The organism is Limibacter armeniacum, from assembly GCF_036880985.1.
Taxonomy (GTDB): domain Bacteria; phylum Bacteroidota; class Bacteroidia; order Cytophagales; family Flammeovirgaceae; genus Limibacter; species Limibacter armeniacum.
In genome coordinates this window covers 2272759-2289742 of record NZ_JBAJNO010000009.1, presented here as the reverse complement: position 1 = coordinate 2289742, position 16984 = coordinate 2272759, and the positions used below count along the sequence as shown (strand labels likewise).

Genomic DNA, 16984 nt, shown 5'->3' with positions numbered 1-16984 from the left:
TACGCTTTACTCCACAATTACTAATACTATTATGCTTTTTTTGTTTAACCAATAAGTCCTTGGCTCAGGAAACTGAGGTGTTGGGAAAGGTTAAGGCAGCATTGCAATCAGGGAATAGTCAAATGTTGCAAAACTGTTTTGCGAAGCAAGTGACTATTAACATTGGGGAAGAAAAAGGAATGTACAAAAAGCAGGAAACCGTGGATGTTTTTGCAGGATTCTTCTCAAAATATCCTCCTGTGAAATTCGAGTTTGTACATCAAGGAGATAAGAAAGACAATGATTTAAAGTATTCGATTGGGCAGTATACCCATAAGAATGGCATCATGGTCGTGTATATGTTGGTAGGGAAAGAAGGGAAAGGCGAAGTGGTGAGCCTAATGGATTTTGGTCATCACGAATGATAGAAAAGAGGTGATTCCGTATATTGCCGAAGGAATTAAATAGATGATACCCAAAAAGACACCTTACTTTAAGTGTCTTTTTTTTATTTTTGCGCTGAAATGAGACCGAAATATTTAACAGAAGAAGCGATCAATGCATTTATAAATGCAGCCCTTGCTGAAGATGTAGGAGATGGAGATCACTCCTCATTGGCTTCGGTGCCAAAAGGAATTACCCAAAAAGCCCGTCTATTGATTAAGGATGAGGGGATTCTGGCAGGGATGGAAATGGCTGAACGTATCCTGAGGTATGTAAGCCCATCTATGAAGATTGAAGTACTGATCAAGGACGGAGAGCCTGTCAAGTATGGAGACATAGCCATGCTGATTGAAGGAGATGCGCAAGCAATCCTGAAAGCAGAGCGACTGTTGCTCAACTGCATGCAGCGAATGAGTGGTATTGCAACGCATACCCGTGAGCTGATGCAACTGATTGAAGGTACAGGAACCCGTTTGCTCGATACACGCAAGACCACGCCAAACTTTAGGTTGATGGAGAAGTGGGCGGTCTTTATCGGTGGCGGAACCAATCACAGGTATGGTTTATTTGATATGATTATGCTGAAAGATAATCATGTGGATTATGCTGGAGGGATTACCAAAGCTGTACAGGCGACTCAAACTTATTTGAAAGAAACAGGAAGAGATCTGCGGATTGAAGTGGAGACTCGTAATCTGGAAGAAGTAAAAGAAGCTTTAGCTGTAGGTGGTGTTGATGTGATTATGCTAGACAACATGTCACCAGCAGAGATGAAAGAAGCGGTTGCATTAGTAAATGGTCAATGTGATACCGAAGCATCCGGAGGTATTACGAAAGACACTATCAGAGCAGCAGCAGAAAGTGGAGTAGACTTTATTTCAGTAGGTGCATTGACCCATTCAAGCAAAAGTTTGGATATAAGCCTAAAAGCGTATTAAAATATTGTTGATAAATAGAAAGGTGAAAGTCTTTCTTCTAGTAACTGAACTACAGACAAATCTGTATTAAATTTTCACAAATAGGATGATTGTAAAAACAAAAAAATACAAACTTGATACACAGCTTTACATCAAGTTGGCGATGGTAAATGTATTGAAAGAGCAATGGTGGGTGTGGTTTGTGCCTGTAGTGATTATGTTGATCCCAATTTTTGCACCTTCAGCATTATGGTGGTGTTTAGGGATTGCTTTGACAGCCATCGTACTTTATCTGTTGTTTTGGGCTGTACAATTTGCAGGAGCAACACAAGTGGAACAGAATAAGGTCTTGTTCAACAAGCTATCTTATGACATTGACAGTAGACAGATTCTGGTAAAAATGAGCGAGCGTGAGGGTATGCCACTCAAGTGGGATATGATTCAGAAGGTAAACCAAGAAAAAGATGCTTTTGTGATCTTTGTATCAAAAGGACATATCATCCACTGGCCATACAAGATTTTTAAGAATGATCAGGAGGTACGTTTCCTCGAAGCGATCATGCGCCGCAAAAAGCTATTGCCTGAGAAAGAAAAGCAAGAAACTGCTAAGTAATAGCTATAGATATAAGGAGGAAAACCTGAAGGGAAAATTTCTACTCTTCAGGTTTTTTTATGCCAAACCGATCATTATTTAAACTCAATTGCCAACACTTTGCTATAATTCGCAGTTAATAAGGCAGTTTGTGAAATTCAGTTGAATGTTTTTTCTTTCAAAAAGTAGCAAACAATTTCTCTTAACGGACTGTTCAGAGTGTAGTAACAATTTACCAACTCCATTTCGGTCAGGCTTTTTTTAATGACCGAAAGGCTATCTATCAATAATTTACAACAGGATTTTACTTCAGCATTTAGACGTATTTTAAAATGAGTACTTATTCGATCAAGGACCTCGAGCATTTAACAGGTATCAAGGCCCACACTATCAGAATTTGGGAGCAACGCTACAACATTATCCAACCTAAGCGTACGGAAACCAACATCCGCTTCTATGATTCAGAAGATCTGAAGCATATGCTCAATATCTCCTTGCTGAACAATAATGGATTCAAGATCTCCAAGATTGCCAAAATGAGCAGGGATGAGGTATGTGAACACGTACTGAATACCATAGACAAGAAAGAAAACTATCAGGATCAGATCAGTGGGCTGACGCTAGCCATGATTGATATGGACGAAGATAGGTTCGAGAAAATAATGTCCACCAATGTACTTCAGCTTGGTTTTGAGGATACCATGATGAACATTATTTATCCATTTTTGGCACGGGTAGGCTTTCTTTGGCAGACAGATTCAGTAAGTCCGGCACAGGAGCATTTTATCTCTAACCTGATCAGGCAGAAAATAATCGTTGCCATTGACGGGCAGATAAATACAGTTGATAAGAAGCAAAGTACTTATATGCTTTATTTGCCTGAAGGTGAGTTGCATGAAATTGGATTGCTGTTTGCCTCATACCTGATCAAGCAGAGAGGGAATAAAGTTATTTACTTGGGGCAGAGCTTGCCGCTTCCTGAGCTGTCTAAAGTATATGGTTACCATAAGCCAGATTATTTGTTGACCGTCTTGACGTCGGCACCAGACCTGAATTTTGTTCAACGTTATATAGATAATGTTGCGGAGTCATTCCCTGAAGCACAGATTCTAATGTCAGGGTATCAGGTTGTAGGACAGGATATGGACTTGCCTGAAAATGTAGAAGTGATACCTCACGTTAAGTATCTTGTTGATTATGTGGAAGAAGATAATTACCACCGAGCTAAAGAAAAAGTATCCCATCAATAAGCTTTAGCTATATGTAAATAAATAGAAACAGAATTTTAAGGTAATTTTTCTTTCATTCTGTTTGTGATTATTTTTTGTTAAAAATATTATTATTAAAATCCTATTTCTTAAAAGTAGAAATAGGATTTTTTATTTTTGAGCAGATGCAGTCTAAAAACAAACCAATTTACTTTTTACGCTACTACCGGAATTAGCCATGCAGACGCTCTTCCGCAAATACAGGCTACTACTATGATTTTCAAAACAGACAAACATTCTGATCGACGCTACCGCTTTAAGGAGTTAAAAGTATATAACTCAACAGAGTGGTTAGCAAATGGAGAGAAGCGCTACCATAAAACATTGGAAAGTTGTGAGACATCCTATGTATATGCAGAGTTATCTCTTTTCAATAAGTTTTTTGATCAACGGGATTGGTCAGTAAGAGTCAGGTTGAAGTGCTACAGGATAGAGGAGGGAGAAAAAGAAGAACTGTGTGATTTGGCTTTGAGTCAGACCATCAAGAAAGAGGATGCAATAGTATATATCCGTGAAGGGTGGGGGCATGAAGAGAAAGGATATTACTGGAAGAGGGGAGACTACCTTTGGGAAGCCTATGTAGATGACGTGTTGGAAGGTACAGTTTTGTTCTATATTGAAAATGGCGGACCTGTAGAGGACGGCTATAATCCTTACTTCGAAGTGGAAGCACTAAAACTGTACGAAGGAGGAAAAGAAGGAGTGCCACCATTGGATCGTGAGTATTGTAGTCAGTTTAATGGTGCCTTTGCTAAGTATATTTGGGCTGAGTTCAAAATCAATAACCTACAGCACATTCCGTGGTTTTGTGAGGTTGTTTTCAACTTCTACAATCAGGAAGGGAACTTGAAGGGATCGGCGACAGAACTGAAGCGTATTGATGAAAACAGTAAGCAGATTGAAATTGTGACGGGTTGGGGAGCTGAAGCTCCAGGAACCTGGCATGAAGGCTATTACAGGGTAGAGGTTGTGTTTATGGGGTATAGACAGGCTGTTTTACCGTTTTTTTGTGGTAAGCAGCAAGTAGCTGGAATGACACAGTTTGTAGCTGGTAATGAAATAAATGTAAGGGTGTTGGGCAGTAGTGATCTTTCTATGGGGCAAGAGGATTCTATAGAAGAGATCATGCAAGAGCTGAATGCCATGGTTGGCTTGGAGTCAATCAAGCAGAAAGTAAAAGAGTATATAGATTACCTTGCTTTCTTGAAAATAAGGGAAGAAAGAGGGTTTGAAGAGCAACGTAACTTGAATTTGCATTCGGTCTTTAAAGGAAACCCAGGAACAGGTAAAACTTCTGTAGCCAGACTGATGGCAAGAATTTTTCACCGGATGGGGTTCTTGAGTAAGGGGACTGTTACAGAAGTTGGTAGGGCAGAGTTGATAGGGCAATATATAGGGCAAACAGCACCAAAAGTAAAAGAGACGATAGAGAAGGCACGAGGAGGGGTACTCTTTATAGATGAGGCATATGCTTTAGTCAGAAATGAGGAGGATGACAAGGACTTTGGCAGGGAAGTAATTGAAGTACTTGTGAAGGAAATGTCAGATGGAGCAGGGGATATAGCCATATTCGTGGCTGGTCATACAGATGGGATGGAGCAGTTCCTGAATTCTAACCCAGGGTTGAAATCCCGCTTCAGGATGTTATTTGATTTTCCTGACTATATGCCACAGGAATTGGTGGAAATAGGGGAGTCTGTAGCAGTTAATGAAGAAGTAGAACTGTCGGAGGATGCTCGTCAGTTTATGAAAAAGAAGCTGGTGGAGCTTTACCGAAATAGAGATAAGACATTCGGAAATGCCAGATTGGTACAATCGATCGTAGAAGAAGCAAAACTCAAGATGGCACTACGTGTCATGCGCCATGACATGGAAGAGGTAGATGAGCAAATGCTAAAACAGGTCGAAAAGGAGGATGTCGTCAAGATCTTTGAAGAAAATAAGATACGACTGCCTGATATAGGTATAGATGAAAAGCTATTGCAGGAGTCGCTTTCGATGCTTAATCAGCTGATTGGTTTACAGGGCGTAAAGCGAGACTTGGATAGTTTGGTTAAGCTGGTACGTTTTTACAAAGAGTCCGGAAAGGATGTATTGGGGCGTTTCTCTTTACATTCCGTGTTTAAAGGAAATCCAGGAACTGGAAAAACGACTGTAGCCCGAATTCTATCGCAGATATATAAGGCATTGGGAATTCTTGAACGTGGACATTTAGTGGAATGTTCAAGACAGGATTTAGTTGCTGGCTATGTCGGGCAAACTGCCATCAAGACCAATGAAATGATTGAAAAAGCCCGTGGTGGAGTCTTGTTTATAGATGAGGCATACGCTTTGTCTGGAGGTGGTCAGGCTTCTTCTGATTATGGAAAGGAAGCAATTGAAGTACTACTGAAGGAGATGGAGGATAAAAGAGGGGAGTTTATAGTAGTGGTGGCTGGTTATACGGATCAGATGCAGAAGTTCTTGTCAACAAACCCAGGTTTGAAGTCCCGCTTTGACAAGGAGCTCTATTTTACAGATTTCGAAATGGAAGAACTGTATCAGATAGCGGAGCAGTTACTGAAGAAGGAGGACTTGTTCTTTACAGAAAAAGCAGAAGAGCATTTCAAGTTTTACTTAAACAGTCTGTACAAGCAGCGAGATCAGTATTTCGGAAATGGACGAGATGTCCGCAAGATTATTTCAAAGGTAATCAAGAATCAACATCTGCGTATGTCTGATATCCCTTATGAGGAGCGTACGGAAGAAATACTCCGGACAGTAGATATGGAAGATGTTAAAGAGTTTTATCCAGGCAACGAAGAGCTTCTGATTGGGGTTAGAGGCATAGGGTTTAATTATTAGATTGAAAAAAAGGATTTTGGGAAGGAAAGGGTAGTTGGTTGCTCTTGTGGAGTATAGCGTAAATTATGGCAAAAAGAAATCTGATATTTGTAATCAGCCTGATGAGTGTGGCAATGCTCGGACTGATTGTATTACAGTTTTACTGGATCAATGAAGCTGTAGAGGAAAGGACAGAGCATTTCCGTCAAGAGATTGGGGAAGTACTGACTACAGTCGTAAAGCGAATTGAACATCAGGAAGCTGCATTCTTGACAAGGCAGCAGGTAGATGATAATATAAAGCTATCTGATAACCTTAGGTCAGTAGATTATGATTCGGCAGGTAATGCTCGTTGGACAGAACAGCAAAGGCTACGTATCAAAAGAACCTTCAGCTCTGATAAGCTGACTCAGCAGGGTTTTGCTTATCAGGTAGAGGAAGAGGCGGTGATCAAGCGATCGGGTGTTGCTCGTAAGACACCTATTCAGGACTTGAACCGTAATGACCTTCGTTTGGAGCAGAAGATGGACGATATTTCTAAGGTAGTACCTGATTCGTCACATTCAGCTAAAGATGAGGAATTGGCTTACCTGACCAAGATTGCACAGAAGACGAACTTCATCGATATGATCTTAAGGCAGATGGTCATGATGGAGGATAAGGATATAGAGGAACGTGTTTCCTTCAATACCTTGGATTCATTATTGAAACAGGAAACTTCAAGCAGGGGGATCACAACAGACTTCAACTTTGCTGTAAAGCATATGGAAGGTAAAAAGGCTTCCATTGTTTATTGTAGCAATGATAATCAGCAAGCAGATATCTTGAAGTCAGATTATAATATCAGGCTTTTCCCTCAGGACTTTATGGACTCAAAGAATACTCTTTTTGTACATTTTCCTGATGAAGGCGCTTTTATTCTGCAAAAAATGGGTGCCGTATTGGGTATGTCAGTGGTCTTTATTTTACTGACCTTATGTTCATTTGTTTTCGCCGTAATGACGATCATCAAGCAAAAGCGAATTTCGGAGATTACAAATGACTTTATCAGCAATATGACACATGAGCTGAAAACACCCATCTCAACTGTGTCGCTTGCATGCGAGGCGTTATTGGATCCTGATATTCAGAAAATACCTACTATGCAGAACCGTTACCTGAACGTGATCAAGGATGAGAACAACAGGTTAGGAATGCAGGTAGAAAAAGTGTTGCAGATTGCAAGGTTGGAGCGTCAGAATATCAAGTTGAAGATTGTGAAGACAGATCTTCATAACCTGATCAATAAAGCAGTCCAGAATGCAGCAATTCAGGTAGAAAATAGAGGAGGGGCTATAGAGACAGATTTGCAGGCTGCTGATACGTTGATAGAGGCAGATGAAGTGCATATGACCAATATTATCCATAACCTATTGGATAATGCCAATAAATATTCACCTGAGGTACCACAGATTTCCATTAAGACGGAAAATAAGGATGGAGGTATTATGCTGATGATCTCTGACAATGGGCAGGGAATTCCTAAGGAGTCGGTAGGGAAGATTTTTGACAAGTTCTATCGGGTGCCAACAGGAAATGTGCATAACGTAAAAGGGTTTGGCCTTGGACTGAGTTATGTCAAACACATTGTTGACGCACATTTGGGTCAGATATCAGTAAAAAGTAAAGTAAATAAGGGAAGTACATTCACAATATATATACCATTGAAACATGGAGAAAACTAGAATATTACTCGTAGAAGACGATCCGAATTTGGGCATGCTTTTGTCTGAATACCTTGAAGTAAAAGGTTTTGATGTAAAGCACTGCAAAGATGGTGAGGAAGGTCTTAAAGCATATCAAGAAGGCGATTTTGACTTGTGCATTTTTGACGTGATGATGCCAAAAATGGACGGTTTTACATTGGCTGAACGTATTAGAAAATCAGATGTAGAAATTCCTATTTTCTTCCTGACGGCTAAGTCTTTGAAAGAAGATACGTTGAGAGGTTTTGAAGTGGGAGCAGATGATTATATGAGTAAGCCTTTCAGTATGGAAGAGCTGTTGGCAAGGTTGCAGGCAATCTTGCGTCGTTCAAAGAAAGCATCGAATGAGAAAGAAGCGCAGACAGTATTTGATATTGGTCGCTTCACGTTTGACTTCAATGCTCAAAAGCTGAAAGACAACGAAGAGAACACAGAGCAAAGACTGACTTCAAAAGAAGCTGCATTGCTTCGTTTGTTGGCAATCCATAAAAATGAAGTGATGGATCGTTCTGAAGCTTTGAAGAAGATTTGGTTGGATGACAATTACTTCAACTCTAGAAGTATGGACGTTTACATTACAAAGCTGCGTAAATTCCTGAAAAGTGATGAGTCGCTGAAGATTGTCAATGTTCACGGACAAGGATTCAAATTAGTGGAGCTTAACTAAGCAAAACGAAAATTGATACAATTAAAAAAATCACCTGCTCAAGAGGTTTTTACTTTTGGCCAGGTGATTTTTTGTTTTTCTGTTATAATTGAAACTGCTTTGTTGGCATATCCTTAACAAATATCAAAAACGGACAATATGTATTATCAAAGAACCTTTAAGCTAAAGCCTTATTCAAGAGGTTTTCACCTGATTACGCGTGAGATTGAAGAGCACTTGTCTGACTTGAGTGCCATTGAGGTGGGGATGGCAAATATTTTTATCAAGCATACTTCAGCTTCACTGACGCTCAATGAGAATGCAGACCCTACAGTAAGGAGTGACTTTGAGAGACATATGAATAAGATGGTGCCTGAAAATGCACCTTATTTTGAGCATACATATGAAGGTCCTGATGATATGCCAGCCCATATCAAAAGCTCATTGATGGGAGCTTCAGTGAGTGTTCCCGTTACAAATGGAAGGTTGCATCTAGGAACTTGGCAGGGAATTTACTTGTGTGAGCACCGTAATCATGCATCAAGCAGGGAGATAGTTGTAACAGTTATGGGAGGGAAAAAAGGCAACTTGTATTAAGTGAAGGAACATGTTCGTAATTTGATTTGTTAGCACTTGGTTTCGGCTTATAAAGGTAAAAAACATTAACTTGCGAACCTGTTTGAAAATAGCACTGAACTTAACAATACCTAGGCATGTTTTATAAAGCTAGGTAAGGGATACAACATACTAACACAAACTTACAGAGATGAGCCGTAAAAAGGGTTTGAAAAAACTGAAATACGATGTGCTTTATGTGGTAATCAAGGCAATGATTGACATGATCTGCTTTATGCCACGTAAATCCATGATTCGTTTGGGTGGAGCTATCGGCAAGCTTGTATATGCCGTAATGAGTGGGGAGCGTGAAAAAACGATCCGTAACTTGACCATTGCTTATGGAAATGAGAAATCTCCTGAAGAGATTAAGAAAATGGCTAAGAAGGTATGGGAAAATATTGGTAAGAATGCCATTGACATTATCCGCTACCGCAACATCCAAAACCTTGAAGACTATAAGAAAATCGTCAAGATTGAGGGTGTTGAGAATTTGGAAGCAGCCTACAATTCCGGTAAAGGTGTAGTAGGACTGGTTCCTCACCTAGGTGCATTTGAGATGGTGGGTACCATGCCATTTGAAATGGGCTATACGGTAACCATTGTAGGTGCGGCTTTGAAGGATCCCCGAATGAATCAGCTTCTTGTAGGAAACCGTACTTTGAGAGGTGCCAAATATGTGGAAAGAGGTCAAAGTACCATTAAGTTGGTGAAAGCACTAAAGAGTGGAGAGATTGTCTTCTTGCTGATTGATCAGGATACACAGAAGGTCCAAAATGTGTTTGTTGACTTCTATGGCAAAAAAGCGGCTACTCCGATTGGCGCTACCATGTTGGCACAGCGTACAGGAGCTTTGGTATTGCCAATGGCAATCAGAAGAATGGAAGATGATACGCATCTATTGACCATCAAGCCTGCAGTGGAGCTAAAAACGACAGGAGATCAGGAAAAGGATATGGTGAATAATACACAGATACTTTCCAATTACCTTGAAGACTTTATTAGGGAAGCACCCGAACAGTGGGTGTGGATGCACGAAAGGTGGAAAACAAGACCTGAAGAGGAATTGGTATCATAATGTGATTCCAGAAAAATTGGAGAAAAATATAAATCCCTTAGAGAATGTACTAAACATCATCTAAGGGATTTTTTATGGAATTGTCAATTAGATTTTCTTTCGCCTGTTTCTTTGGTAATCCTCAAAGATCAAATCTCCTAACCCTCTCAAGCTACTGAAGTAAGCTTTTCCCTGATTGACTTCTGTAAATTCTCGTACAAACTGTTGTAAGTACGGGTCTGTGGCAATCATAAAAGTGGTAATTGGAATTTTCAGCTTTCTACACTGAGCAGCAAGGGTAAGTGTTTTATTCAGAATTTTCTGATCAATGCCGAAGCTGTTTTTATAATAGTGTAACCCTTCCTTGATACAAGTAGGCTTTCCATCCGTAATCATGAAAATCTGCTTGTTCGGATTTTTTCTCCTTCTCAGAATATCCATCGCCAACTCAACGCCAGCCACTGTATTGGTATGGTAAGGTCCCACTTGCAAGTAGGGTAAATCTTTCAGTTCGATTTGCCAAGCGTCATTTCCAAATACAATAATGTCCAAGGTGTCTTTTTTGTATTTGGTAGTAATGAGTTCAGCCAATGCCATTGCTACTTTTTTGGCAGGAGTGATGCGGTCTTCCCCATAAAGGATCATGGAATGGGAAATGTCAATCATCAGCACTGTAGAGGTTTGTGCCTTGAACTCTTGCTCCCTGATTTGTAAGTCACCCTCGGTTAAGGTAAAGTCTCCTAAACCATGATTGACTTGTGCATTCTTGATAGACTCCGTCATAGAGATCTGGTCAAGAGAGTCTCCAAACTGGAAGTCACGTAACTCAGAAGTGAACTCATCACCTTGCCCAATATGAGGTGTCTTGTGGTTTCCTTTATTTCGGGATTTTCTGAGCTTACCAAAAATTTCCTCCAATGCACTTTTACGGATAGTCTGCTCGCTTTTGGCGGTCATATTGAGTTCTCCCGTTTGTGGATTTTCCTTGATATAGCCTTTATTCTTCAGGTCTTCAATAAAATCCCCAATGCCATAGTCACCATTAGTCAGGTTATACTGCTTGTCCAGCTCAGTCAGCCATTGCAAGGCTTCAGCTACGTCGCCTGCGGTTATGGTCAGCAGTTGCTTGAATACGTCCATCAGGTTTTCGAATGGAGAATTTCCATTGCCTGTTTTGGGTATATATTTTTCGAAACGGTATCCTTTCATGTCAACAGGAATTGATTGCTGAGAGTATTGGTGTTGCTTCCAGATCAGAATGAGAAGCTTATTCAATATACAAACTATACAACCAAACTATGCAGGCTCTTGTTTATTCTCCTTCTACCTTATTCATATTTTCGCATTTCTTCGGCTAGGTCTTTTTCTGATACAATCTTGAGGGATTTGTCTTCATACTGAAGAAGACCCTTGCCTATCAATCTTCGAATAATCCTGTTGATACTGCGAACACTTGTTCCCAAGTACTGTGCTATATTTTCCTTGTTGAGGTCTAGCGTTTCATCATCCTTAGCACTATTGATCAGTTTCAGGACAGAGTATTCCATCGGAAAACTGAGATGTGTTGAGGCTCTTTCTGAAATCCGCATCAGTCGCCAAGCAAGCAGCTTGTTCATATGCAGTGAGAAGGCAGGGTCATGATCCATCCAATCCTGATAGAGGGGTTTAGGAATCAATACTGCTTTACATTGGCTAATGGTCTCCACACTACAAAAACAAGGACTGTCAAAAAGGATTTCAGCTTCTCCCATAACTTCGCCTTTTCCAAATAAGCCAATCAGGTATTGATTGCCTTTGGAGGTAGTATGAAATGCTCTTACGCTTCCTTCCAGTAAAATAAAAATCTGTTTTGGGGGAGTGCCTTGCTCCAACAGGTTTTCGTGAATTCCATATTGGCGTGTGATGAAGTGACGCTTGATTTGCTCAGGAGCATTTTCAAGTAAGTTAAGTATATCTGTGGAGTGTGGAAACATCTTATCAATTGCTGTTTGTAAATCCTATTTAAGGCAAAAATAGGAAGCTGTTATAAGATCATTGACATTCCCCAATAAAAAATCCCTCTGAATCGATTCAGAGGGATTAATGGCTGTATTAATATATGTCTTATTTTTCTACGGCTACAGCAGCCGTTTCATATTCTTTGATCAAGGTGGTGACTACCTCATCTACAGAACGAACAGCATTAACATACTCAATGGAAGGTCCGGCACACCAAACTGTTTTGTAAGTAGCACTGAAGGCGGACTTTTCAAGCATCTTCATACCTTTATAGAAAGTCAGCATCTTGGCAAACTTTTTCATTTGCTTATTGCTGTTCAGAAATGATTCCAAGAAGTTTTGTTTGGTCCCAATTTTCTGAACGTATGGCGTGTTGATTACAGTGCAAGGAGTACCTGAAAGCTTGTTGGTCATCACAATATCCTTGGCTCCGTATTGCACGCAAGCTTGCTTGTATTCTTCTGAGACACCTGCCTCGTGAGTGGCAATAAAAGGACTTCCCATTGAAATACCACAAGCCCCTAAATCCAGTTTCTCCTTGAATTGAGCTCCTGTTCCTACACCACCCGCAGAAATTACAGGTAAATTACAAGCGTCAAGCAGCTCAGGAATCAGCTCCGCAGCAGGTGTAGGACCTGCATGTCCTCCTGCTTCTTTGTTGACTGCTATAAGTGCATCTGCACCAAGTTCTTCTACTTTTTTGGCGTACTTGGCATCTACTACATCACAAAATACCTTGATGCCTTGTTGCTTACATTTCTCAATGATGCGTTGTGGACTTCCTAGAGATGTAATGATGTAATCAATTTCAAGGTCAAGGCAACTTTGCAGTTGTTCTTCCAGTCGTACATTGGATTTGTTGGCAATAAGGTTGATGCCTACAGGTCCGCTAACCTCATTTTTTATTCCCTCGATAGCTGCTCTAAACTCTTTGTCCGTTCGGTAGTTGAGTGCAGGGACAGCACCTGTAATTCCACTTCGGATTGCTGCTTTTAGCATCTCAGCATTAGATACCAAAAACATAGGAGCTATGATAATCGGATAGCGAATACCCAACATTTCAGTCAGTGCAGTGTCTATTTTGTTCATTGGGTTCATCTTTGTTGTGTTGTTTAATGATTTGATCAGAGAATCAAGATATAGAACATTTCTTTTAAATGCACTATTGCGGTAGTGAATATTCATTTACTTAGGATAGGCAGTAAAACGAAATGACAAGGCAGCGTGTTACTAAACGAGGAAATAGGGTTTGTAGTGAGAATTAATCCTTGGTAAATGGAAAACCCTTCCAATCTTTGGAAGACTTACTGTATTTTTGTGAAAATATTGAAAAACTGATAATTGGAAGATGGCAAATAGCAAATTGACTTCAGCAGATACAGAAGTACATAAAATCACAGCAAAAGGTTTTCTGGAGCAGTATCAGCAAGATGCACAAGTGAGGATGCTTGCTGATCAGCTTTCTGGTAAAGAAGCGATGTGTTTGCAGGTAAAAGGCATGTCAGGAAGCTTGGATGCAGTAGTGACAGCGGCTATCTGTGATTCGAAAAAAGGAACTCACTTGTTTGTGATGCATGACAAGGAAGAGGCTACTTATTTTCTGAATGATTTGCAAAGTATTTTACCTGAAAGAGAAGCCTTGTTTTTTCCGACTTCCTATAAAAAGCCTTATGAGTTTGTGGAGGTCGAAAATGCCAATATTCTCCAAAGAGCAGAAGTGTTGAATATTATCAGCCAGAAGAGAAAAGAAGGAGAGCTGATTGTCACTTACCCTGAGGCATTGACTGAAAAGGTAATCAATCAACGGTCTTTGTTGGAAAATACCTACACTGCTCGGGTAGGAGAAAAGTTCAATATTGATTTTATCACGGAGCTTTTAGTAGAATACGAATTTGAGAAAACGGATTTTGTATATGAAGTTGGACAGTTTGCTATTCGTGGTGGAATTGTTGATATCTTCTCGTATGCGCATGATTATCCTTATAGAATAGAGCTTTTTGGTGACGAGATTGATACGATCAGAACTTTTGATCCGTTGACACAACTCTCAAAAGAAAGCTGTGACTATGCTGCCATTGTTCCTGATGTTCAGACAAAGCTATTGCAAGAAATCAGGGAATCATTTTTACGTTTTTTACCACAGGATACTACAATTTGGGTAAAGGAGTATCAACTGACTTTGGATGTCATTGAAAACTACTTTGAACGTGCTACAGACAGTTTTCAGGAAATATTGGCAGCCAATGGAAATACTCAGGTAATTCATGGACCTGATGAGCTTTTTGAGACAAAAGATAACTTTGAAAAGTTTGCAGAACAGTACCATAGAGTGGAGTTTGGGAATCGCTTTTTCCTGAAACCAGACCTTGAGATCGTTTTCGAATCAAGTCCGCAGCCTTCTTTCAATAAGGACTTCAATATGTTGGCAGATACATTGGAGGCAAATCAGCATCAGGGGGTTCGTAATATTCTAGTGGCAGAATCTCCAAAACAGTTGGAGCGTTTACATACCATATTTGAAGAAGTAAACCCAGATCTGACACTGTTCGAGTTGAACTTGGGACTGAGAGGAGGCTTTTTGGATAAGCTTAACCAAATTGCTTGCTATACGGATCATCAGATTTTTGAACGTTACCACAAAGCTAAAACAAGATCCCGTTTCAAGTCTTCCTCAGCGATGACCTTGAAAGAACTGCAATCGCTGAATATCGGTGATTATATTACCCATATTGATCATGGCATTGGCAGATTCGGAGGATTGGAAAAGATGGAGGTCAATGGTAAGGAGCAGGAAGCTGTGAGGTTGATTTATCGAGATGATGACTTATTGTATATCAGTTTGCATGCGCTTCACAAGATCTCCAAATACTCAGGGCAAGACGGTACAATGCCTCAAATGAGTAAGTTGGGCTCTCAGGAATGGGAAAAGAAAAAGTCTAAAGCCAAGAAAAAGGTAAAGGATATAGCTCGGGAGCTAATTAAGCTTTATGCAAAGCGAAGGGCAGCGAAAGGGTTTGGTTTTTCTCCTGATAGCTATTTGCAAGCAGAATTGGAGTCATCATTCCTTTATGAGGACACACCTGACCAAGCAACAGCTACAGCAGCAGTCAAACAAGATATGGAGCAGGATTACCCGATGGACAGACTGGTTTGTGGCGATGTAGGTTTTGGTAAAACAGAGATAGCAATACGAGCAGCATTTAAAGCTGTAGCAGACAGTAAGCAGGTTGCGATACTTGTTCCTACGACTATCCTTGCCATGCAGCATTACAATACCTTTAAAGGGAGGTTAGGGAATTTGCCATGCCGAGTTGAGTATATTAACCGTTTCCGTTCAACAAAGCAGATTCGTGAAACACTGAAAGACTTGAAAGAGGGGAAGGTTGATATCCTTATTGGTACACATCGGATTACAAATAAGGACGTTCAGTTCAAAGACCTTGGGTTGTTGGTGATTGATGAAGAACAAAAGTTTGGGGTTAAGACTAAGGAGAAAATAAAGGAAATGCGTGTCAATGTAGATGTTTTGACATTGACGGCAACGCCAATTCCAAGAACACTTCATTTCTCAATGATGGGCGCAAGGGACCTTTCCGTAATTTCGACACCACCTCCAAACCGTCAGCCTGTCACGACTATTCTGTCAACCTACAGTGATACGATGGTTCGTGATGCAGTTGCTACTGAGATTAGAAGGGGAGGGCAAGTATTTTTTGTCCATAACCGAATCAGCGACATTGAGCATATGGCTAATAATATCATGCATTTGGTACCTGATGCAAAGGTGGCTTATGCTCATGGTCAGATGGAAGGTCCAAAGTTGGAAAAGATCATGCTCAAGTTTATCGAAGGGGAGTATGATGTATTGGTCTCTACCAATATCATTGAGTCTGGTTTAGATATTCCAAGTGCTAATACCATCATTATCAATCGGGCACATATGTTTGGCCTGTCCGATTTGCATCAAATGAGAGGTCGGGTTGGGCGCTCTAATAAAAAGGCATATTGTTATCTGATGACGCCTCCGATGATTAACCTGACAGCTGAAGCACGAAAGCGTTTGAGTACGTTGGAACAGTTCTCGGATCTTGGGGATGGTTTCAAGGTGGCGATGAGAGATTTGGACATTCGGGGAGCTGGAAATCTGCTTGGAGGAGAACAATCTGGATTTATTACAGATTTAGGCTTCGATGCATACAATAAAATACTAGAAGATGCAGTTCAAGAATTGAAGCAGGAGGAATTTAAGGAACTTTTCAAGAATGAATTGGACCTTGGAATGCTCAAAGTCAGTTGCAGTATTGAAACTGATTTTGAGATTTTGATCCCTGAGGACTATGTTAGCAATATTTCTGAAAGATTAAATCTTTATATTGCTGCCGATAAGCTAAAGGATGAGAATGGGTTGGAGAAATTCAGAAACTCACTCACCGATCGCTTTGGGCCTATTCCATCACAAGTAGAAGATCTGCTTAAAACAGTCAGGTTACGTTGGTTAGCAGAATCATTGGGCATGGAGAAGATTATGCTTAAAAATGATACGCTGAAAATCTACTTGTTGGAAAATAAACACGTTTCCTATTATCAATCAGAAGAGTTTGGTAAGATATTGGCATTTGTCCAACAGCAAGGGAAACGTTGCACATTAAAAGAAACGAAAAAGCGTTTGATCATTATCTTAGATGATGTTTCCTCAATCAAAGAAGCGATCAAATGTCTTGAGCATATAAAAAATGCATGATTATTAGGATCAAGCAGAGTTGAAAGTAAAAATGATATTGAATAATTCTTACATGGCAATATTTTTTCAACCTAAAACGAGAATTTTTTAGATTTTTTTACTTTTGCCCTTTGTTAGGTATAATTATTGACACCGAGTTAAGTGAATTTTAATACCGGA

General features: G+C 40.1%; 13 protein-coding genes. 10 read left to right on the top strand and 3 right to left on the bottom strand.

Annotated elements, in window-relative coordinates:
• Positions 1–59: 59 nt before the first annotated feature.
• The 9 genes from V6R21_RS27330 to V6R21_RS27290 all read left to right on the top strand — a co-directional run bounded on the left by V6R21_RS27330 (position 60) and on the right by V6R21_RS27290 (position 10107).
• A complete protein-coding gene (locus V6R21_RS27330; RefSeq protein WP_334246694.1) occupies positions 60–404 on the top strand; it encodes a DUF4783 domain-containing protein in 345 nt (114 codons plus the stop codon).
• Positions 405–503: 99 nt separating this feature from the next.
• A complete protein-coding gene (nadC, locus tag V6R21_RS27325; protein WP_334246693.1) occupies positions 504–1361 on the top strand; it encodes a carboxylating nicotinate-nucleotide diphosphorylase in 858 nt (285 codons plus the stop codon).
• An 85-nt stretch (positions 1362–1446) separates the two neighbouring features.
• Positions 1447–1953 carry a YcxB family protein gene (locus V6R21_RS27320; protein WP_334246692.1) on the top strand — a complete coding sequence of 169 codons (507 nt, stop codon included), beginning with the start codon at positions 1447–1449 and terminating at the stop codon, positions 1951–1953.
• 311 nt (positions 1954–2264) lie between these two features.
• Positions 2265–3182 (top strand): MerR family transcriptional regulator, encoded by a 918-nt coding sequence (locus V6R21_RS27315; RefSeq protein WP_334246691.1) that lies wholly within the window; start codon positions 2265–2267, stop codon positions 3180–3182.
• Positions 3183–3413: 231 nt separating this feature from the next.
• Entirely contained in the window at positions 3414–6044 is a 2631-nt protein-coding gene (locus V6R21_RS27310) for an AAA family ATPase (RefSeq protein WP_334246690.1), read from the top strand.
• Positions 6045–6109: 65 nt separating this feature from the next.
• Positions 6110–7747, top strand: a complete 1638-nt coding sequence (locus V6R21_RS27305) for a sensor histidine kinase (protein WP_334246689.1) — start codon at positions 6110–6112, stop codon at positions 7745–7747.
• On the top strand, positions 7734–8435 hold the full coding sequence (locus tag V6R21_RS27300; protein ID WP_334246688.1) for a response regulator transcription factor: 702 nt from the start codon (positions 7734–7736) through the stop codon (positions 8433–8435). The genes V6R21_RS27305 and V6R21_RS27300 overlap by 14 nt, the downstream gene beginning before the upstream one ends.
• A gap of 138 nt (positions 8436–8573) precedes the next feature.
• On the top strand, positions 8574–9011 hold the full coding sequence (locus V6R21_RS27295) for a secondary thiamine-phosphate synthase enzyme YjbQ (protein WP_334246687.1): 438 nt from the start codon (positions 8574–8576) through the stop codon (positions 9009–9011).
• 169 nt (positions 9012–9180) lie between these two features.
• Entirely contained in the window at positions 9181–10107 is a 927-nt protein-coding gene (locus tag V6R21_RS27290; RefSeq protein ID WP_334246686.1) for a lysophospholipid acyltransferase family protein, read from the top strand.
• Between the two features lie 87 nt (positions 10108–10194).
• Here V6R21_RS27290 and V6R21_RS27285 read toward each other — a convergent pair whose 3' ends face one another.
• The 3 genes from V6R21_RS27285 to V6R21_RS27275 form a co-directional block, all read right to left on the bottom strand.
• Positions 10195–11295 (bottom strand): vWA domain-containing protein, encoded by a 1101-nt coding sequence (locus tag V6R21_RS27285; protein ID WP_334247607.1) that lies wholly within the window; start codon positions 11293–11295, stop codon positions 10195–10197.
• 119 nt (positions 11296–11414) lie between these two features.
• On the bottom strand, positions 11415–12059 hold the full coding sequence (locus V6R21_RS27280; protein ID WP_334246685.1) for a Crp/Fnr family transcriptional regulator: 645 nt from the start codon (positions 12057–12059) through the stop codon (positions 11415–11417).
• A gap of 130 nt (positions 12060–12189) precedes the next feature.
• The gene (locus V6R21_RS27275; protein ID WP_334246684.1) at positions 12190–13173 is read right to left on the bottom strand and encodes an NAD(P)H-dependent flavin oxidoreductase; all 984 of its coding nucleotides are present in this window, start codon (positions 13171–13173) and stop codon (positions 12190–12192) included.
• Positions 13174–13432: 259 nt separating this feature from the next.
• Between V6R21_RS27275 and mfd the strand changes: the two genes are divergently transcribed.
• The gene (mfd, locus tag V6R21_RS27270) at positions 13433–16825 is read left to right on the top strand and encodes a transcription-repair coupling factor (RefSeq protein ID WP_334246683.1); all 3393 of its coding nucleotides are present in this window, start codon (positions 13433–13435) and stop codon (positions 16823–16825) included.
• The last annotated feature ends 159 nt before the right edge of the window (positions 16826–16984 follow it).

What these genes read in the sequence shown, in the direction of transcription:
- V6R21_RS27280 (WP_334246685.1), bottom strand. Translation starts at nt 12,059, where the DNA reads ATGTTTCCACACTCCACAGATATACTTAACTTACTTGAAAATGCTCCT.
- V6R21_RS27305 (WP_334246689.1), top strand. Translation starts at nt 6,110, where the DNA reads ATGGCAAAAAGAAATCTGATATTTGTAATCAGCCTGATGAGTGTGGCA.
- V6R21_RS27285 (WP_334247607.1), bottom strand. Translation starts at nt 11,295, where the DNA reads ATGAAAGGATACCGTTTCGAAAAATATATACCCAAAACAGGCAATGGA.
- V6R21_RS27320 (WP_334246692.1), top strand. Translation starts at nt 1,447, where the DNA reads ATGATTGTAAAAACAAAAAAATACAAACTTGATACACAGCTTTACATC.
- nadC (WP_334246693.1), top strand. Translation starts at nt 504, where the DNA reads ATGAGACCGAAATATTTAACAGAAGAAGCGATCAATGCATTTATAAAT.
- V6R21_RS27300 (WP_334246688.1), top strand. Translation starts at nt 7,734, where the DNA reads ATGGAGAAAACTAGAATATTACTCGTAGAAGACGATCCGAATTTGGGC.
- V6R21_RS27275 (WP_334246684.1), bottom strand. Translation starts at nt 13,173, where the DNA reads ATGAACAAAATAGACACTGCACTGACTGAAATGTTGGGTATTCGCTAT.
- V6R21_RS27295 (WP_334246687.1), top strand. Translation starts at nt 8,574, where the DNA reads ATGTATTATCAAAGAACCTTTAAGCTAAAGCCTTATTCAAGAGGTTTT.
- mfd (WP_334246683.1), top strand. Translation starts at nt 13,433, where the DNA reads ATGGCAAATAGCAAATTGACTTCAGCAGATACAGAAGTACATAAAATC.
- V6R21_RS27315 (WP_334246691.1), top strand. Translation starts at nt 2,265, where the DNA reads ATGAGTACTTATTCGATCAAGGACCTCGAGCATTTAACAGGTATCAAG.
- V6R21_RS27290 (WP_334246686.1), top strand. Translation starts at nt 9,181, where the DNA reads ATGAGCCGTAAAAAGGGTTTGAAAAAACTGAAATACGATGTGCTTTAT.
- V6R21_RS27310 (WP_334246690.1), top strand. Translation starts at nt 3,414, where the DNA reads ATGATTTTCAAAACAGACAAACATTCTGATCGACGCTACCGCTTTAAG.